The sequence below is a fragment of the Pedococcus bigeumensis genome (assembly GCF_039531795.1).
Classification (GTDB): domain Bacteria; phylum Actinomycetota; class Actinomycetes; order Actinomycetales; family Dermatophilaceae; genus Pedococcus; species Pedococcus bigeumensis.
The window spans coordinates 488,398-511,627 of record NZ_BAAAQS010000001.1 but is presented as its reverse complement, the minus strand read 5'-3'; the positions used below and the strand labels follow the sequence as shown (position 1 = coordinate 511,627).

The 23,230-nt window shown below is 70.2% G+C and carries 26 protein-coding genes; 8 read left to right on the top strand and 18 right to left on the bottom strand.

Annotated elements, in window-relative coordinates; genetic code table 11:
* Positions 1–2 precede the first annotated feature (2 nt).
* Positions 3–155 (bottom strand): hypothetical protein, encoded by a 153-nt coding sequence (locus tag ABD262_RS02510; protein ID WP_344130642.1) that lies wholly within the window; start codon positions 153–155, stop codon positions 3–5.
* 324 nt (positions 156–479) lie between these two features.
* Here ABD262_RS02510 and ABD262_RS19595 point away from each other — a divergent pair, with 324 nt between their 5' ends.
* A complete protein-coding gene (locus ABD262_RS19595; protein ID WP_369791897.1) occupies positions 480–554 on the top strand; it encodes a 50S ribosomal protein bL37 in 75 nt (24 codons plus the stop codon).
* A gap of 173 nt (positions 555–727) precedes the next feature.
* Here ABD262_RS19595 and rsrA read toward each other — a convergent pair whose 3' ends face one another.
* Together rsrA and ABD262_RS02500 are read right to left on the bottom strand one after the other, a co-directional pair.
* Positions 728–1,009: a mycothiol system anti-sigma-R factor gene (gene rsrA / locus ABD262_RS02505; protein WP_344130639.1), complete on the bottom strand. Its 282-nt coding sequence runs from the start codon at positions 1,007–1,009 to the stop codon at positions 728–730.
* On the bottom strand, positions 1,006–1,767 hold the full coding sequence (locus tag ABD262_RS02500; RefSeq protein WP_425564826.1) for a sigma-70 family RNA polymerase sigma factor: 762 nt from the start codon (positions 1,765–1,767) through the stop codon (positions 1,006–1,008). The genes rsrA and ABD262_RS02500 overlap by 4 nt, the downstream gene beginning before the upstream one ends.
* Before the next feature lie 114 nt (positions 1,768–1,881).
* Here ABD262_RS02500 and ABD262_RS02495 point away from each other — a divergent pair, with 114 nt between their 5' ends.
* A complete protein-coding gene (locus tag ABD262_RS02495; protein ID WP_344130633.1) occupies positions 1,882–2,424 on the top strand; it encodes a ferritin in 543 nt (180 codons plus the stop codon).
* A gap of 78 nt (positions 2,425–2,502) precedes the next feature.
* Here ABD262_RS02495 and ABD262_RS02490 read toward each other — a convergent pair whose 3' ends face one another.
* Both ABD262_RS02490 and ABD262_RS02485 read right to left on the bottom strand, forming a co-directional pair.
* Positions 2,503–3,138 (bottom strand): alpha/beta hydrolase family protein, encoded by a 636-nt coding sequence (locus tag ABD262_RS02490; protein ID WP_344130630.1) that lies wholly within the window; start codon positions 3,136–3,138, stop codon positions 2,503–2,505.
* Positions 3,135–4,076: an SOS response-associated peptidase gene (locus ABD262_RS02485; protein ID WP_344130628.1), complete on the bottom strand. Its 942-nt coding sequence runs from the start codon at positions 4,074–4,076 to the stop codon at positions 3,135–3,137. The genes ABD262_RS02490 and ABD262_RS02485 overlap by 4 nt, the downstream gene beginning before the upstream one ends.
* Positions 4,077–4,180: 104 nt before the next feature.
* Here ABD262_RS02485 and ABD262_RS02480 point away from each other — a divergent pair, with 104 nt between their 5' ends.
* The 3 genes from ABD262_RS02480 to rsgA are packed head-to-tail and all read left to right on the top strand — an operon-like array spanning position 4,181 to position 7,084.
* Positions 4,181–4,720, top strand: coding sequence for a DoxX family protein (locus ABD262_RS02480; protein WP_344130625.1), 540 nt, complete (start codon positions 4,181–4,183; stop codon positions 4,718–4,720).
* Entirely contained in the window at positions 4,707–6,035 is a 1,329-nt protein-coding gene (gene aroA, locus ABD262_RS02475; RefSeq protein ID WP_344130622.1) for a 3-phosphoshikimate 1-carboxyvinyltransferase, read from the top strand. Before ABD262_RS02480 ends, aroA begins: the two co-directional genes overlap by 14 nt.
* Complete coding sequence (gene rsgA, locus ABD262_RS02470) at positions 6,032–7,084, top strand: ribosome small subunit-dependent GTPase A (RefSeq protein WP_344130619.1); 1,053 nt, start codon at positions 6,032–6,034, stop codon at positions 7,082–7,084. Before aroA ends, rsgA begins: the two co-directional genes overlap by 4 nt.
* Here rsgA and ABD262_RS02465 read toward each other — a convergent pair.
* The gene (locus tag ABD262_RS02465; RefSeq protein ID WP_344130616.1) at positions 7,006–7,602 is read right to left on the bottom strand and encodes a hypothetical protein; all 597 of its coding nucleotides are present in this window, start codon (positions 7,600–7,602) and stop codon (positions 7,006–7,008) included. The genes rsgA and ABD262_RS02465 overlap by 79 nt on opposite strands.
* Positions 7,602–8,138, bottom strand: coding sequence for a hypothetical protein (locus ABD262_RS02460; RefSeq protein ID WP_344130613.1), 537 nt, complete (start codon positions 8,136–8,138; stop codon positions 7,602–7,604). Before ABD262_RS02460 ends, ABD262_RS02465 begins: the two co-directional genes overlap by 1 nt.
* 132 nt (positions 8,139–8,270) lie before the next feature.
* Between ABD262_RS02460 and ABD262_RS02455 the strand changes: the two genes are divergently transcribed.
* Together ABD262_RS02455 and ABD262_RS02450 are read left to right on the top strand one after the other, a co-directional pair.
* Positions 8,271–8,813: an RNA polymerase sigma factor gene (locus tag ABD262_RS02455; RefSeq protein WP_344134495.1), complete on the top strand. Its 543-nt coding sequence runs from the start codon at positions 8,271–8,273 to the stop codon at positions 8,811–8,813.
* On the top strand, positions 8,810–9,421 hold the full coding sequence (locus ABD262_RS02450) for a hypothetical protein (protein WP_344130610.1): 612 nt from the start codon (positions 8,810–8,812) through the stop codon (positions 9,419–9,421). The genes ABD262_RS02455 and ABD262_RS02450 overlap by 4 nt, the downstream gene beginning before the upstream one ends.
* A gap of 63 nt (positions 9,422–9,484) precedes the next feature.
* Here the strand turns inward: ABD262_RS02450 and ABD262_RS02445 are convergent, their stop codons facing one another.
* The 5 genes from ABD262_RS02445 to ABD262_RS02425 all read right to left on the bottom strand — a co-directional run bounded on the left by ABD262_RS02445 (position 9,485) and on the right by ABD262_RS02425 (position 15,358).
* Positions 9,485–10,537, bottom strand: a complete 1,053-nt coding sequence (locus tag ABD262_RS02445; protein WP_344130607.1) for an ABC transporter ATP-binding protein — start codon at positions 10,535–10,537, stop codon at positions 9,485–9,487.
* The gene (locus ABD262_RS02440; protein ID WP_425564825.1) at positions 10,530–11,558 is read right to left on the bottom strand and encodes an ABC transporter ATP-binding protein; all 1,029 of its coding nucleotides are present in this window, start codon (positions 11,556–11,558) and stop codon (positions 10,530–10,532) included. Before ABD262_RS02440 ends, ABD262_RS02445 begins: the two co-directional genes overlap by 8 nt.
* Before the next feature lie 38 nt (positions 11,559–11,596).
* Positions 11,597–12,526, bottom strand: coding sequence for an ABC transporter permease (locus ABD262_RS02435; protein WP_344130601.1), 930 nt, complete (start codon positions 12,524–12,526; stop codon positions 11,597–11,599).
* Complete coding sequence (locus ABD262_RS02430) at positions 12,519–13,445, bottom strand: ABC transporter permease (RefSeq protein ID WP_344130599.1); 927 nt, start codon at positions 13,443–13,445, stop codon at positions 12,519–12,521. The genes ABD262_RS02435 and ABD262_RS02430 overlap by 8 nt, the downstream gene beginning before the upstream one ends.
* 251 nt (positions 13,446–13,696) lie before the next feature.
* Positions 13,697–15,358 carry a peptide ABC transporter substrate-binding protein gene (locus ABD262_RS02425; protein WP_344130597.1) on the bottom strand — a complete coding sequence of 554 codons (1,662 nt, stop codon included), beginning with the start codon at positions 15,356–15,358 and terminating at the stop codon, positions 13,697–13,699.
* Between the two features lie 338 nt (positions 15,359–15,696).
* On the opposite strand from ABD262_RS02425, the gene hisN reads away from it, so the two are divergent.
* On the top strand, positions 15,697–16,488 hold the full coding sequence (gene hisN, locus ABD262_RS02420; protein ID WP_344130595.1) for a histidinol-phosphatase: 792 nt from the start codon (positions 15,697–15,699) through the stop codon (positions 16,486–16,488).
* 5 nt (positions 16,489–16,493) lie between these two features.
* Here hisN and ABD262_RS02415 read toward each other — a convergent pair whose 3' ends face one another.
* The 6 genes from ABD262_RS02415 to ABD262_RS02390 all read right to left on the bottom strand — a co-directional run bounded on the left by ABD262_RS02415 (position 16,494) and on the right by ABD262_RS02390 (position 23,180).
* Positions 16,494–17,885 carry a M16 family metallopeptidase gene (locus tag ABD262_RS02415; protein ID WP_344130593.1) on the bottom strand — a complete coding sequence of 464 codons (1,392 nt, stop codon included), beginning with the start codon at positions 17,883–17,885 and terminating at the stop codon, positions 16,494–16,496.
* On the bottom strand, positions 17,882–19,168 hold the full coding sequence (locus tag ABD262_RS02410; RefSeq protein ID WP_344130590.1) for a M16 family metallopeptidase: 1,287 nt from the start codon (positions 19,166–19,168) through the stop codon (positions 17,882–17,884). Before ABD262_RS02410 ends, ABD262_RS02415 begins: the two co-directional genes overlap by 4 nt.
* Before the next feature lie 67 nt (positions 19,169–19,235).
* Positions 19,236–20,660, bottom strand: a complete 1,425-nt coding sequence (locus ABD262_RS02405) for an NAD(P)/FAD-dependent oxidoreductase (protein WP_344130587.1) — start codon at positions 20,658–20,660, stop codon at positions 19,236–19,238.
* A gap of 180 nt (positions 20,661–20,840) precedes the next feature.
* Entirely contained in the window at positions 20,841–21,974 is a 1,134-nt protein-coding gene (locus tag ABD262_RS02400) for a lytic murein transglycosylase (RefSeq protein WP_344130585.1), read from the bottom strand.
* A gap of 177 nt (positions 21,975–22,151) precedes the next feature.
* Positions 22,152–22,664: a methylated-DNA--[protein]-cysteine S-methyltransferase gene (locus ABD262_RS02395; protein WP_344130582.1), complete on the bottom strand. Its 513-nt coding sequence runs from the start codon at positions 22,662–22,664 to the stop codon at positions 22,152–22,154.
* 93 nt (positions 22,665–22,757) lie between these two features.
* The gene (locus ABD262_RS02390) at positions 22,758–23,180 is read right to left on the bottom strand and encodes an HIT family protein (RefSeq protein WP_344130579.1); all 423 of its coding nucleotides are present in this window, start codon (positions 23,178–23,180) and stop codon (positions 22,758–22,760) included.
* Positions 23,181–23,230: the final 50 nt, after the last annotated feature.

Here is a 23,230-nt window from a genome sequence, read left to right as displayed (position 1 = left end):
GGTCAGCCGTCCCAGTGCCAGCCACGACGCGCCTCGACACCATCCCAGTGCCAGCCCGCGTCCGGCATCGCCTTGGTGGGGCCGTCGGCCGGGGTCCAGACGAGCGAGTCGTCCTTGGTGAGGATGGACTCGAAGATCGTGGTGATCGCCTTCATGGCAGATGCTCCTTCTGTCTGATACCCGACTCGTCCGTTCGGGTGGTTCAGACCATCAGTTGTCCCGAGCCGCCAGGGGTGCGGTGCGTGGACAGGACTATGATGCCGGTCAACCTGTAGGCTTGGGACTTTCCTTGCCTGTTCTTTGCCAAACCTTGAAGAAGGTGTCGCACCTTTTCGACGCGTGCTTGGGCCCTTTGGTTGTGATATGCCCGCAGAGATCCCGATTTCGGCTCAGGCGGACGAGGGCACCGCGCGGTTGTGAGACAATCGCGGTGCACCCGGTGCACATCGCGCCACCCCACCACTGACGGAGTGACTCCCATGAGCAAGCGCGCCCGCAAGCGCCGCTCGCGCAAGGGCAACGCGGCCAACCACGGCCGCAAGCCCAACGCCTGAGCCCGCGCCACGACGCACGAGACGGGGCGGTCGAATCCACTGGATTCGACCGCCCCGTCTGGCGTTTGGGCGATCCTTCGGCCCCGGCACGCAGCTCCAGGGGTCGTGAAGGGTCGTGAGGGGGTCTGAGGGGTACCGCAGGAGGGCCGCAGGAGAGCCGCAGGTCCGGCCGGCTACTCCGAGATCTCGTAGCTGATGGTGGTGATCCGGGCCATGATCGTGGTCCGCAGCTCGACCGGGGCCTCCTCGCAGGCGCACGACCGCTTGACCAGCGCCTTAAGCGCCTGGTCGAGGTCGTACTCCTTCAGGCAGGGACCGCACTCCTCGAGGTGGTGCTGGATCTTGACGGTGTCGGCAGGCGTCATCTCACCGTCGAGGTACTCGTAGACCCGGTGCAGGACCTCTGAGCAGTCCGACCCCGCAGCCTCTCCCTGTCCCTGTTCTGCACAGCTCATGAGTCCGCTCCCTGGGTCACGAAGCCGCGCTCGGCGGCATACTCCGTCAGCAGCTCCCTCAGCTGGCGCCGGCCGCGGTGCAACCGCGACATGACGGTGCCGATGGGGGTGTCCATGATCTCGGCGATCTCCTTGTAGGCGAAGCCCTCGACGTCGGCGAGGTAGACCGCCATCCGGAAGTCCTCCGGAAGCTCCTGGAGTGCCCGCTTCACCTCGGTGTCGGGCAGGTGGTCCAACGCCTCCGTCTCGGCCGACCGCAGACCGCTCGAGCTGTGCGACTCCGCACGGGCGAGCTGGTAGTCCTCGATCTCCGAGGCGTCGGACTGCAGCGGCTCGCGCTGCTTCTTGCGGTAGGTGTTGATGTAGGTGTTGGTGAGGATGCGGTACATCCACGCCTTGAAGTTCGTGCCGGGACGGTACTGGTGGAACGCCGCGAAGGCCTTGGTGTAGGTCTCCTGCAGCAGGTCCTCGGCGTCCGCGGGGTTGCGCGTGGTGCGCAGGGCCGCGGAGTACAGCTGGTCGAGCAGCGGCATCGCCTCGCGCTCGAAGCGCGCCTGGCGCTCCGCGGGCGTCTCGCTGGCCACGTCGACGGTGGCGTCAGGGGTGGCCTCGTCGATGATGGTGTCGGTGGCAGGTGTCTCAGTCATTGCCCTCCAGCCTAGCCCCGCGCGGGCGGTGGCCGGCTGATCGGTCGTGGCGGACAGGCCCAGGGAGACGGAGGCGGCGAGCGCGGCGCCGCGCTGGGGCGGTGCGGTCATGAGGGGCACGAACTGGCTCCTGGTGGGCGTCGGTGGGATTCGACCGCGTCGAAGGTGGTCCCTCGGTCCAACGGAGCGCCTGGCATCGTCATTCCCAGGCGCTACGGTTCCGGTATGTCGCGCGCTCCGGAACCCTCCTTCGTCCAGCTGCTCACGGAGCAGGTCCGCCACGAGTTCACCGCGAGCCAGCAGTACATCGCCATCGCCGTCTGGTTCGACGGGCACGACCTCCCCCGCCTGGCGACGCACTTCTACCTCCAGAGCGTCGAGGAGCGCAACCACGCCATGATGATGGTCCAGTACATGCTGGACCGGGACTGGGCGCTGACCGTCCCCGGTGTCGACGAGGTGCGCAACGAGTTCGGCAAGCCCCACGAGCCGATCGCCCTCGCCCTGGAGCAGGAGAAGTCGGTGACCGCCCAGATCGAGGCGCTGTTCCGCGCCGCCCGCAGCGAGGGCGACGTCCTCGGTGAGCAGTTCATGCTGTGGTTCCTCAAGGAGCAGGTCGAGGAGGTGGCCGCGATGAACACCCTCCTGACCATCGCGCAGCGGGCCGGCGAGGACTGGTTCCAGATCGAGGACCACCTCGCCCGCGAGGCGGTGGGCGACGGCGGCAACGACGCCTCCGCGCCGGCCACCGCAGGCGGCGCGCTCTAGCCCGAGACGCCGGGATCGCAGGGCCAGAACGAGTCCCGCCGGGCTTGGAAGGGCTCAGGGGTTCAGGGGCTCAGGGGCTCAGGCGAGCGCGCACACGAACGCGAGCGCCGCAGCCACCAGGTCGTCCGGCCTACGGGTGAACCCGTGGCCACCCTTGACCCCGGTGACCCACGACGGGTCCGGCAGCTCGGCGCGCACCTCCGCAGGGGTGCCGAACGCGTCGGTCTCCCCCTGCACCACGTGCAGCGGTATGCCGTGGGGCACCGGAGCGCGCAGCTCCTCGGCTCGCGAGAGCGCAGGTTTCCCGGGCGGGTGCAGCGGGAAGGCCAGCGCGAGGGCCGCGTCCGCGCCCACCGCGTGGGCGGTGCGGAACGCGACCCGGGCCCCGTTGCTCTTGCCGCCCACGACCAGCGGCCGCGGGAGGGCGCCGCGCCCGGTCGCCAGGTGCGCGACCACGGGCAGCCACGCGGGGTCCTGCGTCGCCGCGGGTGGCGGCAGCTTCCGCCCGGCGACGACCCAGGCCTGCTCGACCAGGGCCACCGCCCACCCGGCCTCGACCAGCCCGGCGGCGACCGCGGTCACGTCTGCCGCGCCGATGCTGCCCCCGGCACCGTGGGTGAGGACCACGGAGCCGTGGGCGCGCGGTGGTCGCGCCAGGTGCACGCGCGCCGCCCCCAGGGGCGTCCCGACCTCGAGGACTCGGGTGGCGCTCATGCGGGGTTGGGTCCTCCGGCCGACCCGGCGCCATCGGCCGGCTCGCGGCCGCCGATGATCTCGCCGGTCATGGGGTCGACGACACCGTCCAGCTCGTCGAGGCCGGCCGGCTCGATGAGCTGGGGCCCGTTGCTGCGGTTCGACGAGACCGCCGTGCCGACCGGGTACGCCTCGAAGCGCCCCGGTGCGGAGAAGGCGAGCAGCCGGCCCACCTCGGCCGGGTCGCTGACCGCGGGGTCGAGCCAGGTGGCCCAGTCGTCGCGCTCGAGGACCAGGGGCTGTCGGTCGTGGATCCGGTCCAGCCCCGGATCGGCATCGGTGGTCACGATCGTGAACGTCGTCAGCCAGGCCTCGGGGTCGTCCTGGTCCGCGATCTCGCGGTCGCGCCAGAACTCGTAGAGGCCGGCGAACGCCACGACGTCGCCGTCGGCCCGGTGGATGAAGAACGGCTGCTTGCGCGGGTTGCCCTTGGCATCCTTGCTGACCGGGGACTTCTGCCACTCGTACCACCCCCGGGCGGGGACCAGGCAGCGGCGCGACGCCGCCGCCTTGGCGAACGACCCCTTCTCCAGGACGGACTCGGCCCGGGCGTTGATCATCCGCATCCCGATCTTGACGTCCTTGGCCCAGCTGGGGACCAGGCCCCACGTCAGCATCCGGAGCTGGCGCACCGGCGCCGGCTCACCGGCCCGACCCTGCGCACCGTCGCGGGGCGAGCCGTCACCGGGCGAGCCGTCACGGGGCGGGTCGCGGGGCACCCTGGCCAGGACGACGGGCGCCTGCTTGCTCGGGGCGAGGTTGTAGTCGGGGGTGCCGGCCGGTGGCGACTGCGGGCTCTTGAGGATGCTGCGGGCCGGCTCGGACGTGCGGTCCTGCTCCACCTCGAACTCCTCGACCAGCTCGTCGGGGTTGGCTGTCGCTGCGTATCGGCCGCACATGGTGGACAGGGTACGCAGCGACGCTGACCCGCCAATACGGTAGACAGGGAGGCGACGTGCGAACCCGACCGACCGCACCCCCCAAGGCATCTCCAGGAGTGAACATGACCCTCGTCCGCCGCGTGGCCCGGCCGCTGCTCGCAGCGATCTTCGTCGTCCAGGGCTTCGAGCAGCTGCGTCACCCCTCGGCCCTCAAGCCGAAGGTGGCTCCGTTCGCGGAGCAGCTCGCTCCCCTGGGCCTGCCCGACGACCCCGAGCTGCTCGTCCGCGCCAACGGCGCCACGATGGTCGCGGCGGGCACCCTGCTCGCCACCGGCCGCGTGCCGCGCCTCGCGTCCCTGGCGCTGGCAGGCGCCCTGGTGCCCACCACCTACGTGGGGCACCCGTTCTGGGCCGAGACCGACCCGGCCGTGAAGCGCACCCAGCGGATCGGCTTCCTCAAGAACCTCGGCCTCCTCGGCGGCCTCCTGCTGGCCAGTGTCGACACCGAGGGCAGGCCCGGGATCGCCTACCGCGCCGGGCTCGCCAGCGACTCCGCGAAGCGCAGCGCCAAGCGGGCCAAGCGGGAGGCCAAGCACGCGGCCCACGCGGCCCGCCGCGAGGCCAGGCTGGCGGCATCCCAGGCGCACGATGCCCTCACCTGACCCATCGCACGCCGGGGCGGTCGACTGGTCCACGCCCCCCGCGACCCGACCCGTCGACGCCGAGGTCGCCCTGCCGGGAAGCAAGTCCCTGACCAACCGCTTCCTCGTCCTGGCTGCGCTCGCCAACAGCCCCTCGCGGCTGCGGCGTCCACTGCGGTCCCGCGACACGCTCCTCATGGCGCAGGCCCTGCGCGACCTCGGGGCGGGCGTGGACGACGCCACCGGGCACGGGGCCCTCGCCCCCGACTGGGTGGTCACGCCGGCGACGCTCAACCGCGGGGTCGACGTCGACTGCGGGCTGGCCGGCACGGTGATGCGCTTCCTGCCGCCCGTCGCCGCGCTGGCCGACGGACTCGTCACCTTCGACGGTGACGTCCAGGCGCGGGTGCGGCCGATGGGCCCGGTGCTCGCCGCCCTCAGGGTGCTCGGGGCGACCGTCGAGGACGAGGGGCGCGGCACCCTCCCCTTCACCGTCCACGGCACCGGGAGCGTGCCGGGAGGCGACGTCACGCTCGACGCGTCCTCGTCCTCGCAGTTCATCTCCGCCCTGCTGCTCGCCGCGCCGCGCTATGACAGGGGTGTGACGATCCACCACGTGGGCAAGCCCGTCCCGTCGGAGCCCCACATCGAGATGACGGTGGAGACGCTTCGCGACGCGGGCGCCATCGTCGACGACGGCGATGCCAACACCTGGCGGGTCGAGCCGTCGGAGATCAACGGCCTCGACGTGCAGGTCGAGCCGGACCTGTCCAACGCCGCGCCGTTCCTGGCGGCAGCGCTCCTGACCGGTGGACGTGTCACGGTGCCCGGATGGCCCCAGCACACCACGCAGGCGGGCGACGCGATCCGCGACATCCTCGACGCCATGGGAGCCGACGTCTCCCTGTCCCGCGAGGGGCTGACCGTGTCCGGGAACGGCGAGGTCGGTGGCATCGACGTCGACCTGCACGACGCCAGCGAGCTCACGCCCGTGGTGGCGGCGCTGGCCGCGCTCGCCGACTCCCCCAGCGTGATCAGGGGGGTCGCCCACATCCGGGGGCACGAGACCGACCGGCTCGCGGCTCTCTCGCGCGAGCTCGGCGACCGCGGGGTGACCGTCACCGAGACCGACGACGGTCTGCGCATCGTGCCCGGAGCCCTCACAGGAGGCCTGTTCCACACGTATGCCGACCACCGGATGGTGATGGCCGGCGCGGTCCTGGGGCTGCGCACCCCCGGACTGGTCGTGGAGGACCCCGGCACGGTGGCCAAGACCCTCCCCGAGTTCGTCGACCTGTGGCACGGCCTCGTCGACCCCGGTGGAGACCGCTCGTGAGCCGACGCGCGTCGGACTACGACGAGAGCGACGTCCGTATCCGGCCCAGCCGCCGGGGGTCCCGACCGAGGTCCAAGGACCGCCCAGCCCATGAGGACGCGGTTCCCGGGTTCGTCATCGGGGTCGACCGTGGTCGCTACACCGTGCTGGTCGCCCAGGGGGCGGGCGGCAAGCGCCCCGACGGGCGGGCGTGGCCCGAGCGCATCGTCACCGCGATGAAGGCCCGCGAGCTGGGCCGCAAGGGCATCGTCGTCGGCGACGACGTCGAGCTGGTCGGCGACACCTCGGGCAACCCCGACGGCCTGGCCAGGGTCGTCCGCCTCACGCCACGGCGCTCGGTGCTGCGCCGCACGGCCGATGACACCGACCCGGTCGAGCGCGTCATCGTCGCGAACGCCGACCAGCTCGTGATCGTCACGGCACTGGCCAACCCCGAGCCGCGTCCCCGCATGATCGACCGCTGCCTCGTGGCCGCCTACGACGCGGGGCTCGACCCCCTGCTGGTGCTCACCAAGGCCGACCTGGCCGACGCCGACACGTTCCTGGCCAACTACGCGCCCCTCAACGTCCGCCACGTCGTGACCGCCACCGGCGAGTCCGGGTTCGAGGGTCTGGAGGCCCTGCACGAGCAGCTGGTCGACCGGGTCAGCGTGTTCATCGGCCACTCCGGCGTGGGCAAGTCCACCCTCGTCAACGGGCTGGTCCCCGACGCCCGCAGGGCCACCGGTGTGGTCAACGACTTCACGGGTCGCGGTCGACACACGTCGAGCTCGGCGGTCGCCCTGCGGCTCCCCGACGGCACCGGCTGGGTGATCGACACCCCAGGGGTCCGCTCCTTCGGGCTGGCGCACGTGGACCTCGCCCGGGTCATCCAGCACTTCCCCGACCTCGAGCCCGGCACCGCCGAGTGTCCGCGCGGATGCACCCACGACGAGGAGGAGTGCGCCCTCGACGCCTGGGTGGCATCCGGTCAGGCGGGACCGGCCGGCACCTCACGCCTGGAGTCGCTGCGCCGCCTGCTGCGCGCTCGATCGGGCGACGCGGACTGAGCCCGCTCCGCCAGCGGACCCATCACGAGATGGCCGGCGAACGCCAGTGCCGTTGCGAGCAAAGGCATTCCGAACAGCAGCCCAAGCTGCACGCGGGTTGGCGCCGACAGCATCGTGGTCTCGTCGAGGCGATCGACCCGCCACAGCAGGAAGGCCGGACCGGCGACCGCCAGGACGGTCACCGCACGGGACAGGAGGCCACGCCGACGCACCAGCGGACCGGCGACGAGCAGTCCAGGAGCCAACGGCAGGCCCTGCCCGGCGAAGAGGATCAGGCCCGGCAGGAACAGCAGGCGGAACCACCGCCGGCGCCCGGTGGCTCGGCGGGCCACCCAGGACAGACCGATCAGCAGGCCGAGCACACCGCTGAGCCCCAGGATCATCGACGTGCCGACCCAGCTGAACTCCGGCTCGGTCGAGACCAGGCGCATCCAGGCCCTCGCGGCCGCACCCCACGCCACCCCCAGGCCGAGGCCGATGAGGGCGGCGCGGAGCACCGCGTGCCGGGAGCTCGTCATCACCACTCCACGGGCAGGCACGCGAGCCTCGCCCCTGCGGTCCCGTCGGCCGCGGTCGGGTTCGCATGGATCACCACCGAGCGGGGGCCGGCCGCAGGCGCCCAGTCGACCCTGGCCATGCTCTGCCCGTTCCCGCCGTCGTTGATGGTCACGTCGAGCCAGATCTCGGTCTGGTCGTTCACCGTGGGCGGTGCCGTCGTCGAGTGGTTGTAGTGACCCAGGGCCGCCGCGCCGTTGCCCGCCACGCAGGGCCCGGCGTGCAGGTGGGCCCCGAACGTCCGGCCCGCCACCGCGGGGTCCACGCCGTGGACCACGAAGACGGCCTGCGTCGCGTCCGTGCCGACCAGGGTCAGCTTGGCCGACGCCCCGTCGAACGGCCCGGCTGCCGTGGGCGTGAAGTCCCTCAACCCGCTCTTGAAGCTCAGTGCCGCCCCGGCGACCGCCGGGGCGACTGCGGCGCCCACGCCGAGGACTGCGGCGCAGGCCGCCGCTGTGGCGGTCCTCCGCCAAAGAGGTGATGACTGGGTGTGTTCCATGGTGCTCTCCTTGCCCTGTGGTGCTGTGGTGCTGACACCTCACTGACGCGACACCACGCCGCCACGGGTGACACGAGAAATCCATGAAATTCCTTGTCACCCAACGGCTCTGCTCATTCGTCTGTCGAGGTGATGGAGTCTGTGGACGTACTGGACGGGGAGACACGGGAGGCGTCGGCGGTCCCGGCCGCCGACGCGCTCGTCGCCGCGCTCTTCGCCGCCGAGGCCGATCGGCTCGTCTCGCTCGCGCGGTTCTTCGTGGAGGACCGCACCGCAGCGGAGGACCTCGTGCAGGAGGCGTTCATCCGGCTGTCGCGCACGGCCCACCGGATCCGCGACTCCGAGCGGGCCGCCGCCTACCTGCGCTCGATCGTCATCAACCTGGCCCGCGACCACAACCGCCGGGGCCTGGTCTCGTTGCGCCACCGACCGCCGGCCGTCCTCGACGAGCCCTCCGCAGAGGAGACCGCGGCGGCCCGCGAGTCACGCTCGGAGGTCGTCGCGGCCCTGCGCACCTTGCCGCACCGACAGCGTGACTGCCTCGTCCTGCGCTACTACCTCGACCTGCCGGTCGAGGCGATCGCCACGACCCTCGGCATCTCCGCCAACTCGGTGAAGACCCACCTGCAGCGGGGCATGCGCACCCTCGCGACCACCTTGGAGGAGAGGCAATGAGCACCCTCGAGGAACGCCTGCACGAAGCCCTCGCGCGCGAAGGGAGCCGCACCGAGCCGTCACCGGACCTCTTCGCCCGCGTGGTCGCCTCGATCGACGACGACCGCGCCCGACGCCGCCGGCTGGCGCGGGTCGGGGCCCTGTGGCTGACCGGGACCGCCGCCATCACCATGGCGGTGCTGGCGCTCACACCGAGAGATGGGAAAGGACTGCACATGCCCTGGTGGATCCTGGAGGTGGGCACCAACCTCGCCCTGCTGGCCATCGCCCTGTGGCTCGGCCCGTTCATCAAGCGCTTCGGCCGGGCGTATGCCGCCGATGTCTTCCACGACAACCCGCTGACCGGCAAGAGCTACATCGTGCTCACCGACATCGTGTACTACCTGATCTTCGCCGCCTTCATCCTGTTCAGCGTGCACGTCGCGCCCCAGGCGGAGTGGAACAACACGATCTCGGAGGACGTCACCGCCGAGCAGGTGACCTTCGAGCTCAGCCGGCTCGGCGGCATACTCCTGATCATCGGGATCCTGCACGGCCTCAACATCGTCCTCATGCCGCTGCTGGGGCGGGTCTTCTCCCTGAACCGGCGCCTGCCGGGTCGGCAGTAGGACCCGGGAACGGCACGGTGCCGCCCTCCCCGAGGGGAGGACGGCACCGTGGTGGTCGTGCGGTCAGGCGCCGGTGGTCTGCGCCTTCGGGTCGACGACGGTGAGGTCGATCGTCTCGATGATCTCGCGCGGAGCCGCGAAGTGGCACGCCGACAGGTGCTCGGCGACGCCGTCAGGACGCAGCTCGAGCAGCGGGATGTCGGTCTTGCACTTGTCCTGCACCTTCCAGCACCGCGTGTGGAAGCGGCAACCCGAGGGCGGGTTGGCCGGCGAGGGCACGTCGCCCTTGAGGACGATCTGCTCCCGCTTGTCCCGCAGCGTCGGGTCCGGCACCGGGACAGCGGACAGCAGGGCCTGGGTGTAGGGGTGGGTGGGACGAGCGTAGATCTCGTCCTCCTCCCCCAGCTCTGCCATCTTGCCGAGGTACATGACCCCCACGCGGTCCGAGATGTGCCGGACGACGGACAGGTCGTGTGCGATGAAGATGTAGGACAGGCCGAGCTCGTCCTGCAGCTTCTCCATCAGGTTGACGACCTGCGCCTGCACCGACACGTCGAGCGCGGACACCGGCTCGTCGCAGATCAGCACCTTGGGGTTGAGCGCGATGCCACGGGCGATGCCGATGCGCTGCCGCTGGCCACCGGAGAACTGGTGGGGGTAGCGGTTGATGTGCTCGGGGTTCAGGCCCACGAGGTCGAGCAGGTCCTGGACGGCCTTGCGACGACCCTTCTTTGGCACCACGTCGGGGTGGATGTCGAAGGGCTCCCCCACGATGTCGCCGACCGTCTTGCGAGGGTTGAGCGAGGTGTAGGGGTCCTGGAACACGATCTGGATGTCACGACGCAGCCGACGCATCGCGCGGCCCTTCTGGGCGTACATGTCGACGCCGTCGAAGACGACGCTGCCCGAGGTGGGCTCCTCCAGACGCATCAGGAGGCGGCCGAGGGTGGACTTGCCACACCCGGACTCACCGACGATGCCCAGCGTCTCACCCTTGCGGAGCTCGAAGCTGACCCCGTCGACGGCCTTGACGTTGCCCACCGTCCGGCGCAGCACACCGCCCTTGATGGGGTAGTACTTGACCAGGTCGGTCGCGGTCAGAATGGCCTCAGCCATGGAGGACCTCCTCGGCGAAGTGGCAGGCGCTCTCTCGGCCGGGAGCGACCTCGAGCAGGGCAGGGCGTTCCTCACGGCACACGTCCTGGGCGTACTTGCACCGCGGGTTGAACGCGCAGCCCGGAGGGATCCGCATCAGGTTAGGCGGCAGGCCACCGATGGCGGCGAGCTGCTGGCCCTTCTGGTCCAGGCGCGGGATCGACTCGAGCAGACCCTTGGTGTACGGGTGCCCGGGCTGCCGGTACAGGTCGAAGACGTCGGCCCGCTCGACGATCCGGCCGGCGTACATGACCGCGATCTTGTCGGCGACGTCGGCGACGACACCCAGGTCGTGCGTGATGAGGATGAGCCCCATCTGGCGCTCCTCCTGCAGCTCCTGCAGCAGCGCCATGATCTGCGCCTGGACGGTCACGTCCAGCGCGGTGGTCGGCTCGTCGGCGATGAGGACCGCCGGGTCGAGCGCGATCGCCATCGCGATCATGATGCGCTGGCGCATACCGCCGGAGAACTGGTGCGGATAGGCCCGCACCCGCTCCTTGGCGGCCGGGATCTGCACGCGCTGCATGAGCTTGATCGCACGCTCGAGGGCGTCCGACTTGTTCATGCCGCGGTGGACGCGGAACATCTCGGCGATCTGCCAGCCGACCGGGAACACCGGGTTGAGCGAGGACAGGGCGTCCTGGAAGACCATCGAGATCTCCGGGCCGCGCGTCCGGCGCCGCTGCTCTGCGGGCATCGTCAGCAGGTCCTGGCCGCAGTAGCGGATCTGGCCCTGCGGGATGACCGCCGGCGGCATGTCGAGGATGCCCATGATCGCCTGCGCGGTCACGGACTTGCCCGACCCCGACTCACCGAGGATGGCCAGGGTCTGGCCCTCGAAGAGGTCGAAGTTCACGCCGTTGATCGCCTTGGCGACGCCGTCCGCGGTGTGGAACTCGACGTGGAGGTTCTCCACCTCGAGGAGGAGGCCGTCCTTGGGCGTGTAGGTCTGGCCGGATGACTTCGCCGACTGGCGAGCCATGGTTTCAGAGGTAGTCATCTGTTGTCTTTTCTCCCGCCTCAGCGCGACTTCGGATCGAAGGCATCGCGCACCGCGTCGCCGAGCATGATGAAGGCCAGCACCGCCAGGCTCAGGAAGAGACTGGGGAACAGCAAGATGTGCGGCGTCGTCCGCAGCGCCACGATGGCGTCGGAGATGGCCACACCCCACGACACGGCGGGCGGCGTCAGCCCGATGCCCAGGAAGCTCAGGGTGGCCTCCACGGAGATGAACACACCGAGGTTGATGGTGGCCACGACGATCATCGGCGCGAGGGCGTTCGGGAGCACGTGGGCCCGGATGATGCGCCAGGGCGTCGCGCCGAGGGCACGAGCCGCCTGGACGTAGTCGTTCGGTTTCACCTGCAGGACGCTCGAGCGCATGAGCCGGGCGAGGCCGGGCCAGCCGAAGATCGAGAGCACCAGCACCACCTTGCCCACCACCAGCAGGTAGGGCGAGTTGACCGTGTTGGGGAACGTCGCCATGAAGAGGATGCCGCCGAGGAGCAGCGGGATGGCGAAGAAGATGTCCGTGACGCGCGAGATCAGCGAGTCGAGCCAGCCGCCGTAGTAGCCCGCGGCGACGCCCATGGCCCCACCGATGAGCACGGTCGCGATGGAGGCGAACACACCCACCAGGATCGACGCACGGGCACCGTAGATGGTGCGCGAGTAGATGTCGTAGCCCTGGATGTCGCGCCCGAACCAGGCGCTCGCGCTGGGCTTCTGGCGGGCTTCCTTCAGGATCGCGGCGTTGGGGTCGACGTTGGTGAACAACGACGGCCACGCGGCCATCAGCACGAAGAGCACGATGAGCACGATGGAGACCCAGAAGATCGGGTTCTTCTTGAGTGAGCGCCAGGCGTCCGACGTGAGCGAGCGGGCTTCGTCATGACCCGGGACGGGGGCGCCTGTCTCGGCGCCAACGGCAATGGTCGACGACTCAGTCATGGCTGATCCTCGGGTCGAGCACGCCGTACGCGAGGTCGACGAGCAGGTTGACGAGCAGGAACACCAGCACCAGCACGGTCACGGTGCCGACGACCGACACCCCGTCACGGTTGCGGATACCGGTGAAGAGGTAGCCACCCACACCCTGGATGTTGAAGATCCGTTCGGTGACGATCGCGCCGCCGAGGAGCCCACCGAAGTCGGCACCGATGAAGGTGACGACGGGGATCAGCGAGTTGCGCAGGGCGTGCAGGCCGATGGCGCGCTGCCGGGTCAGGCCCTTGGCGATGGCCGTGCGCAGGTAGTCCGCCCGCAGGTTCTCCACGAGGTTGGTGCGGGTCAGTCGTGCGACGTAGGCGATCGAGGCGCTGCCCAGCACGAAGGCCGGGAGCAGGAGCTCGTAGAACGTCGCTTCGGGGGACACCGTGACCGGGAAGAGCTTGGCCCTCACCCCGAGGTAGTACTGGAGCGTCGCACCGATCACGAAGATGGGTATGGCGATGACCATCAGGGTGCTCACCAGGACGAGGTTGTCCATGAACTTGCCCTTGCGGATACCCGCCAGGACACCGGCGATGACACCGATGATCGTCTCGAAGAGCACGGCCATGCCGGCGAGCTTCGCGGTAGTCGGGTAGCGCTGTTCGAGCTCCTGCGACACCTTGACGTCACGGAAGGTGGTGCCGAGGTCGCCCTGGGCCAGGTTGCCCATGTACTTGGCGTACCGCGTCGGCAGCGGGTCGTTCAGGTTGTGCTCGGCGCGGAACTTGGCGACGAACGCCGGCGCACAGGGCCGCTCGCCGCACATGCCTGCCGTGGGGTCTCCGGGCAGTGCGAAAACCATGGCAAAGATAATGAACGTGGACCCAAGCAGCACCGGGATCATCTGGAGCAGTCTCCGAAGGATGTACTTGTACACGTCACCTCCCTTGATCTGACGCCGCCGGGTGGGGGTGTCCCGTGGCGTGGCTGGACGAGCCGTGAGCGGGGGCGAGACCTGCACGCCCGTGTGCATTCACAACATAGTCGTATGGATGGTGTGGGTGTCAGGAGGCGGGGGTAACCCCTCGACTGACCCCGGACAGGCCATCGGGCTGCCGGCACTGGGCCGGCAGGCCGACGACGCTGCCTCGGCTCCCCCACCCTCAGGTGGGGGGACCGGGGACTGGCTTACTTGAGCTGCAGGCTGGCGAAGTCGATCGTGCCGAACGCAGTGACCTTCACGTTCGTGACCTTGTTCGACCACCCGAACTGAGCGGTGGAGTACCACATCGGGATGGAAGCCATGTCGCTCGCGAGAACGCCCTCAGCCTCCTGGTACTTCGCGTTGGCGTCGGGGCCACTCTTGGCCGCCGCAGCCTCCTTGAGGAGCTGGTCGAACTGGGCGCTGCTGTAGTCGCTGTCGTTCGAGCCGGCACCGGTGCCGTAGAGCGGGGCGAGGAAGTTCTCGATGGACGGGTAGTCCATCTGCCATCCGGCGCGGAACATGCCCTTCATCTTGCGGTCCGTGATCTGGCTACGGAACGTGGCGAAGTCGACGACCGGGGTGGCGACACAGTCGACACCGAGAGCGGTCTTGATCGAGTTGCAGGTCGCCTCGACCCACGCCTTGTGAGAAGCGTCGGCGTTGTAGGAGATCGTCATCTTGCCGCCCTTGAAGCCACCGGCCTCGTCGAGCTTGGCCTTGGCCTTGGCAGCGTCGAAGACACAGGACTCGCCACAGGCGTTCGCCTTGTAGCCGTCGACGACCGGGGAGACCCAACCGGTGGCAGGCTCACGCGTGCCGTTGAAGATCTGCTTGGTGATCGTCGGCCGGTCGATGGCCATGGAGATGGCCTGGCGCAGCTTGACGTTCGAGTAGTTCGGGTCCGTCTTCGCCGGCGGGAAGTTGATCGCCTGGATGACGCCGACAGCCTTGGACAGGTTGCGGTCCGGCAGGTCGGTCTTGTACTTGTCGTCGATCAGGGCCGAGGACGGGATGGTGTCGATCACGTCGAGCTGGTTGGCGATGACGTCGTTGTAGGCCGCGTCGTCGTCCTGGTAGATCTTGAACGTGATGTTGTCCAGCTTGCCGCCGAACTTGCCCGAGTAGTCAGCGAACTTGCTGAGCTTGATCTCGGTGTTCTTGGTCCAGCTGTCGAACTTGTACGGGCCCGCACCGATCGGCTTCTCGCCGAAGGCCTTCGGGTCGTTGAAGAACGAGTCCGGAACCGGCGCGAAGGCGGTGTAGCCGAGGCGCACAGGGAGGTTGGAGACCTTCTCCTTGGTCTTGATGGTGAAGGTGTAGTCATCCTTCACCGCGAGACCGGTGAGCTTGTTGGTCTTGGCCTTGCCAGCACCCGCACAGGGGTCGTCACCGGAGCCGGTGCACTGCGTTTCCGCGTAGCCCTCGATCGGGTCGAAGAAGTAGCTACCCAGCGCGGCGTTCTCGCCAGCTGCCACCCAGTTCCAGGCATCGACGAAGTTCTTCGCCTTGACCTCGGTGCCGTCCTGGAACTTGTAGCCCTTCTTCAGGGTCACGGTGAAGTTCTGGTTGTCAGAGGTCTCGATCTTGTCCGCGATGTCGTTCTCGGGGGCGGCGGTCTCGGGGTTGTAGTGCACGAGCTTGGCCGAGATGGCGTCGAGCACGTTGCCGCCACAGGTCTCGTTCGTGTTGCCCGGGACGAGGGGGTTCTGGGGGTTGCACCCGCGGACCGTGACAGCCCCGCCGGTCTTGCCAGCGGCGCTGGAGCTGGTGTCATCGCTGCTGTTGCCGCCGCCGCAGGCTGCAGCAAGCAGCGCAACGGAAGAGATTCCAGCAAGCATGGCCACCGTGCGAGTAGTTCCTCGCATTGACGTCCTCCTACTTAGGGTCTGCCGCCCAGATTGATGGGCGGTCGGTCCGGGCTGTGCCCCGAGTGGAGCGCAGCCCTGTAACGCACAGGTCGTTCGTGTGTTGTGGCACCCATGAAAGGGCACGCAGGGAGCAAAGGCGACGCTCTGAGCCAACCCGAGACAAAAACGTGATCGTCCCGCTGCCGAGTTGAGAGCAGATCTTCGGCACGGATCCCTTTTGTACCCATTTGATGGTGTTTGATTTGGAATGCTCCACGCCTACCCAGGCCGTCGCCAACGAGGCCGAGGGGCCCAGCGTCCACCGCCCCGGCGGGCTGACGGGCTAGCGTGGCCGGGTGCCCTACGACGACGACCTGCGCCTCGCCCATGTCCTGGCCGACGCGGTCGAGCGGATCACGATGTCCCGGTTCCGGGCGCACGACCTGGTCGTGGAGTCCAAGCCCGACCTGTCGCTGGTCAGTGACGCCGACAAGGACGCCGAGGAGCTGGTCCGGTCGCAGCTCAAGCGGACGCGGCCGCGCGACGCCGTCGAGGGCGAGGAGTTCGAGACCACCGGTCACGGTCCGCGGCGGTGGGTCATCGACCCCATCGACGGCACCCACAACTTCGTGCGCGGCGTCCCGGTCTGGGCGACCCTGATCTCGCTGGTCGACAACGACATGCCCGTGCTCGGCCTGGTGGCGGCGCCGGCCCTGGGCCGTCGGTGGTGGGCCGCGAACGGCTCGGGCGCCTGGTCCGGGCGCAGCCTCGCGGCGGCCAAGCGGATCCACGTGTCCGCCGTCTCGGACATCGCCGACGCGTCCGTCTCCTACTCCAGCCTCAAGGGCTGGCGCGAGGTCGACCGGCACGAGGAGCTCCTGCAGCTCACCGACGACTGCTGGCGCAGCCGCGCGTTCGGCGACTTCTGGTCGTACATGCTGGTCGCCGAGGGCGCCGTGGACATCGCCGCCGAGCCCGACCTCGCCGTCTACGACATGGCCGCCCTCGTCCCCATCGTCACCGAGGCCGGCGGTCGGTTCACCTCGTTGGCGGGCAAGGACGGGCCGTGGGGCGGCAACGCACTCGCCACCAACGGCCTGCTGCACGACCAGGTGCTCGAGCGGCTGGGGACGAGCGCCCGCGCCTGACCCGCTCAGGCGGGGACGCCGCTCACGTCGCCGACGCCCAGGCCACGCACGCCCTCGGCATACGTGCTCGCGTCGCCGACCACCACGATGGTCCACTCCCCCTGCACCCACTCGCGGTATGCCGCGGTGAGCTGGTCGGCGTCCAGCCGGCGCATCGCCTCGAGGGTCTGCGTGGTGAAGTCCGTCGTGAGGCCGTCGAGGGCCATGTGGACGGCCTCGTCGGCGACCGCGTCGGCGGTGGCGAAGCGCCCCGGAGCCGTCTTGCTGATGAAGTCGACGCCGGCGCGCACCTCCTCGGCGCTGAACCCCTCCCGACCCGACTCGAGCAGCTCGAGCAGGAGGCGCACCGACTCCACGGTCGCGTCGGCGCGGACCGAGCCGGAGGTCAGGAAGAGACCCCCGACGCGGCGCGGGCGGAAGCCCGAGCGGATCCCGTAGGTGTAGCCCTTCTCCTCGCGCAGGACCGCGTCGATGCGCGCGTTCGGGGAGCCCCCGACCATGAAGCCCAGGACCGGGTATGCCGCCCAGCCGGTCTTCGTGTGCCGGTCCGGGCCGGCCCACCCGACCAGGAGCTCGCTCTGCACCGAGCCGGGTCGGTCGACGAGCACGACGCGGGCCGCGTCCGTGGCGCGCTGCGGCGCCGTCGCGGTCGGGGCGGGCAGGTGGCCGGGGTTCAGCCAGGTGCCCAGGGTCTCCTCGGCGAGGCGCACCACGTCGAGGCCCGCCAGGTCGCCGGCCACCACTGCGGTCATGCCGGTCGGGCCGACCCGTTCGGCGTGGAAGTCGACGATGTGCTGGCGGGTCAGGGCCGAGATGCTGGCGGTCGTGCCGGCCGTCGGCCGGGACGCCCGGTCGGCGGCGTCGAAGAAGGTGGCGATGAACTCCTGCGCCGCCCGCTGCGGCGCGAGGGCCCGCTCCTGCTCGATCTGGGCGAGCCGCGTCTTGCGGTGGCGCTCGACCTCCGTCTCGGGGAAGACCGGTTCGGCCAGGGCCTGGCGGAGCAGGTCGAGGGCCTCGCCGAGCCGGCGCTTGGGCACGTCGAGGTCGACCCCGAGCCCACCGTCAGTGACCGAGGCGCCGAGGGCGATTCCCTTGCGTTCCAACAGTTCTGCGAACTCCTCGGGTGAGTGCTCGGCCGTGCCCTCATCGAGGAGCCTGGACATGATGCTCGCCACGCCCTCCACCTCGCGCGGCTCGACGGACAAGGGGAACGGCAGCACGGTGCGTACCGAGATGACGTACTGCCCGGGGATGTCGTAGCAGAGCAGCTCGATGCCGTTGGACAGCCGGTGCCGGGCGGGGGTCGCGAACTGCCATGCTCCGGGCGCCTGCACCGGGGGCTCGGGCGGGGTGCCGTCGTCGACACCGCGGTCGACCACCTCGGTCACGTCGCTCATGCCACCTCCTCCTCTTCGCGCACGGACAGGTGCCGGACGACGGCCCTGCTCTCGGGTCGCAGCCACCGCGCCGCGGCGGCGCGGACGTCGTCGGGCCCGACCTCGCCGATCCGGTCGAGGAACGTGTTGACGAACTGGCCGTCTCCGTGGAGCAGCACGTGCTGGCTGATCAGGTCGGCCCGCTCCTCCTGCCCCGCGAGCGCCGACAGCCACGAGCGCTCGGACTGGGCCATCGCGGACTCCATCTCGACCCCAGTGGGTCCCTCCACCACGAACCGTTCCAGCTCCTGGACCACGGCCGCCTCGACGGCGTCGGGGTCCTGGCCGTCCGCGACGTCGACGACGAGGAATCCCAGCGAGACGCCGTCGACGAAGCCCATGGCGTGGGCCTGGACGGAGTTGGCGACCTGCTCGCGCCGGACCAGCCGCTGCACCAGGCGCGAGGTCGAGAGGCCGCCGAGGGCGTCGATGGCCAGGCCAGCGGCGAAGAACTCAGGCGTGTTGTCGACCGGGAGCCGGAAGGCGATGTGCAGGCGGTCGTTGGGGACGTTGCCCGGCCGGTCCACCCGCACCGGTTCCGCGAGCGGCTCCAGCGGGGGCACGGGCGGCCGGGCCGGTTCGGCCGACGCGGGCAGGTGGCCGAAGTAGCGTTCCGCCGCGGCGAAGCCCTCCTCGGGTGTGACGTCGCCGACGAGCGTGAGCACGCTGTTGTTGGGGCCGTAGTAGCGGCGGAAGAAGTCGTGCACGTCCGCGAGGCTGGCTGCGTCGAGGTCCTCCATCGACCCGATCGTGGGGTGGTGGTACGGGTGCCCCGCGGGGAACACCGCGGCATACACCTCGATGAGGGCCGTGCCGTAGGGGACGTTGTCGTAGCGCTGGCGCTTCTCTTCCTTGACCACGTCGCGCTGGTTGTCGAGGTTCTCCTGCGTGACCGCGTCGAGCAGGTGCCCGTGCCGGTCGGCCTCCATCCAGAGTGCGAGCTCGTAGGCGCCCTTGGGGATGGTCTCGAAGTAGTTGGTGCGGTCGAACCACGTCGTCGCGTTGAGGCGCCCGCCCTCGGCCATCAACCGGGTGAAGTGCTCGCCACTGGCGATGTGCCGGGAACCCTGGAACATCAGGTGCTCGAACAGGTGGGCGAAACCGGTGCGACCGACGACCTCGTGACGGGACCCGACGTTCACCCAGATGTTGACGGTGACGGTGGGCACGGAGGCGTCGGGCGAGACGACGACGCGCAGGCCGTTGGCCAGCGTCGTCTCGTGGATCGGGTAGTCCAGCGGCATGGCGCCACCCTAGGCGAGTCGCCCGCCGCGCACGTGGCATCTCACGCAGCGGGCACCACGCCGGTCCTCAGAGGATGCGGCTGCCTTCTTCGCGGGCCTGCGCCACCGACTGTGCCGGAGACTTCTTGTCGGCCGGCACCCTCGGGAGCGACGGAGCGTAGCCCGAGCCCAGCTGCTCGATCGCCGTCCGGGCGAAGACCTGCTGCTCGGTCACGGTGCGCTCCGAGCGACCGCGGCCGAGGAAGCTGACGGTCCAGTGCAGCAGCGTGGTCAGCCGGTGCTTGAAGCCGATGATGTAGACGAGGTGGACAGCCAGCCAGAGCAGCCAGGCGACGAACCCCGTGAACCTCAGGTTGCCGATCGAGGCGACCGCGCTGAACCTCGAGATCGTCGCCATCGAGCCCTTGTCGTGGTATTCGAACGGCCCCTTCGGCTCCTTGCCGGCCAGTCGGCGCTTGATCTGGTCGGCGGCGTAGCGCGACCCCTGGATCGCGACCTGCGCGACGCCCGGATAGCCCTTGAGGGAGGCCATGTCACCGACCACGAAGACCTCGGGGTGGCCGGGCAGGGTCAGGTCGTCGTTGACGGCGATGCGGCCGGCGCGGTCGAGCTGGGCACCGGACTGCTCGGCCAGCTGGGCGCCGAGCTCGGACGCCTGCACACCGGCTGCCCAGACCTTGCAGACCGACTCGATGCGGCGCTGGGTGCCGTCGGCGTCCTCGACCTCGATGCCGGTGGCGTCGACCCCGATGACCTTGGCCCCGAGCTGCACCTCGACCCCGATCTCGGCGAGCCGCTTCGCGGCCTTGGCACCGAGCTGGTCACCGAAGGCGGCCAGCACGGTGGGGGCGGCGTCCAGCAGCACGATGCGCGCCCGGCTGGTGTCGATGTTGCGGAAGTCCCTGCGCAGCGTGCGACGAGAGAGCTCGGCGATCTGGCCGGCCATCTCCACCCCGGTAGGGCCGGCGCCGACGACCACGAACGTCATCAGCCGGTCGATCTCCTTCGGCGTGCTGGCGAGCTCGGCCCACTCGAACGACCCGAAGATCCGGCCACGAAGCTCGAGGGCGTCGTCGATGGACTTCATGCCGGGGGCGAACTGCGCGAAGTGGTCGTTGCCGAAGTAGGACTGCCCGGCACCCGCCGCCACCAGCAGGGTGTCGTAGGGGGTCACCGTGTCGCGGTCGAGGACGCGGGACGTCACCGTCTTGGCGGCCAGGTCGATGTGCGTGACGTTGCCGAGCAGCACGCGCGCATTGCGTTGCCGGGCAAGGACTTCGCGGGTGGCCGGGGCGATCTCCCCCTCGGAGAGGATGCCGGTCGCGACCTGGTAGAGCAGTGGCTGGAAGAGGTGGTGCGTGGTCTTGGCGATCAGCGTGACGTCGACGTCGGCACGCTTGAGGGCCTGCGTGCCGAAGAGGCCACCGAAGCCGGAACCGATCACGACGACCCGATGACGCGACGTTGTTGTGGGCACCTGCTGCGAGGTCATTCCACCACTCTCCTGTGAAAGGCGAAGGACGGCCACCCCAGCTGGGGCGCCGTCCTCTCTGACGTCTGCTGTGCGGACCAGCAGTCACTTTGCACAACGACGCTAGACCCCCGGGTATGCCGTGCCGTCGCCTCCCTGCGCGAAGTGCGACGCGCGTCACGTCACCGTCCCACCCGCTGGTCAGCCGGCGGGTGTCGGGTCAGGCTCCGGCGGCGCGGTCGTGGACGACGTGGGCGGCGGCGTGGTCGTGGTCGGCGCCGGAGCGGTCGGCTCCGGAGTGGGGTCGGTCGGTGGCGTCGTGGGTGACGTCGTGGGTGCGGTCGTGGGGGGCTGGGTGGATTGCGTCGGCACCGGGCTGGACGTGGCAGGTGCGGTGGGTGCGGACGACGGGCCGGTCTCGGTGGACCGAGGCTTCGCGACCGGGTCCTTCGGGGTGCTGGCGGGCTCCGACGGCTGGTCGGCGGCGGCGTCGGGCCCGACCAGCGCGCTGGCTCGGCCGCCCGACCCGACCCGGAAGGCCACGCTCGTCATCGCGGCCAGGCCGTGCCGGCGGAAGTAGGACACCCACTCCACCACCGCTGAGTGGTAGTCGCCGGACTGGTTGTAGGACAGCACCGCCGACCTCAGGTCGCCGGCCCGGGACAGGTCGCGTCCGCCGAGGCACAGGTAGCCGGCCGTCGCGAGCGCCGCGTCGAAGACGTTCTGGGGGTCGCGCCGACCGTCGCCGTCGCCGTCGCGTCCGGCCCAGCGCCAGGTGCCGGGGAGGAACTGGAGCGGACCCATGGCCCGGTCGTACTGCCCGTCGCCGTCGTAGCGCCCGCCGTCACTGTCGTGGACGACCGCGAACGGGCCGCCGTCGAGCAGTGGGCCGTAGATCGCGGGGGTGACCCGGTGTCCCGAGGTGACCGAGCGGCCACCGATCGAGCCGGACTCCACCTGACCGATGGCGGCGAGGTGCTCCGGGCGCAGGTGGCAGCCCTGCGGAGACCTCGACACGGCCTTGCGGTAGGCGGCAGCCAACACGGCTTGGGGCGTGCCCGGGGCTGGCGAGCTGCCGTTGGCCCCACCGCTCGGCGGTCGGGGTGGCTTGCGCGGTCCCGCCACCGACGGCGCGGGCGACGCGGTGCGCTCCAGAGCCGCAGCCTCGGTCGGGGCGAGGTCGTCGAACGAGTACTGCGCAGGCACGGCGACCAGCGCAACGGCGGTCCGGTCGGCCGCAGGTCGGAGGCGAGCCTCGCTCGATCCGACGGCAGGGGGTGAGGTGGAGGCACTGAGGAGCGAGGCGCTGAGGAGTGCGGCCGCAGCCGAGAGCATGGCTTCGCCCCTCTGGCGCCTCCGGATCCACATGGCGCCCCCTTTCCACGGGGATCCTCTCCGTCGGGACGACGCCGTTGGCCGCACTTCGGCGCAATGCCGGACGAACGGACGATCACCAAACGGACAGTGGTCACACCCGTCACAGGCGGAGCTGTCAGGTCACAGGCGGAGCGGTCAGAACAGGCGGTGCGCCTCGTCGGCCGACGGCTCCTCGAGGGAGAGCAGGAAGCGCTTGCGGTCGAGGCCGCCCGCGTAGCCGACCAACGAGCCGTCGGCGCCGATGACCCGGTGGCACGGCACGATGATGCTGATGGGGTTGCGACCGTTGGCCCACCCGACCGCCTGGCTGAGGTTGACGTCACCCAGGACCCGCGCGAGCTGTCCGTAGCTGCGGGTCTGCCCGTAGGGGATCTCGCGCAGCAGGGCCCAGACCTTGCGCTGGAACGCGTCGCCCCGAGGCGCCACCGGGAGGTCGAACTCCGTGCGCTCCCCGGCGAAGTACTCGCCGAGCTGGGTGGCGGTGGCGCCCAGCACGGGATCGGCCGACCCCGGCTCGGCGGCCTCGCCCAGACCCCCGTCGGCCGGGTCACGGTCGGGCAGGGCCATGAGGCACCCGACGAGGGCGCCGTCCTCGGCGACCAGGGTCAGCTCGCCGAGGGGCGAGGGCGTGACGAGGTGGCTGCGCACGGAGCCGATCCTGCCAGCCTCCGGCGACACCCCGGCCGCTTTGTTCGGAGGATGCACCCGGCCAGGACGCGGGACACCTTCCGAACAAGTGGGTCAGGCGGGTGGGGGCGGGAGAGCGGCAGCCAGCCGCGCGGCATACTCCTGCGCCTCGTCGTCCGAGGCGTACTTGGTGCGGGGCCAGAAGAAGCCACGCAGGCCGTCACCTTTGGTGCGCGGCACGACGTGCACGTGGAGGTGGGGCACGGACTGTGACACGACGTTGTTGACCGCGACGAAGGACCCCTGCGCGCCGAGGCCCGCGACCACGGCCCCGGCCATCCGCTGGGCGGCGCCCATCAGCACCGGGAGCAGCTCGGCGGGCAGGTCGACGAGCGTGTCGACGTGAATCCTGGGCACCAGGAGGACGTGGCCCTTGAACAGCGGCCGGGTGTCGAGGAAGCCCAGCGTGAACGGCTCGTCGAGCACCACGGTCGCCGGCAGCGCGCCGTCGACGATCCGGCAGAACAGGCATTCCACGAGGCGGACTCTAGCCCGGGCGCACCCGACCATGGCTGGCCGGCGACTGA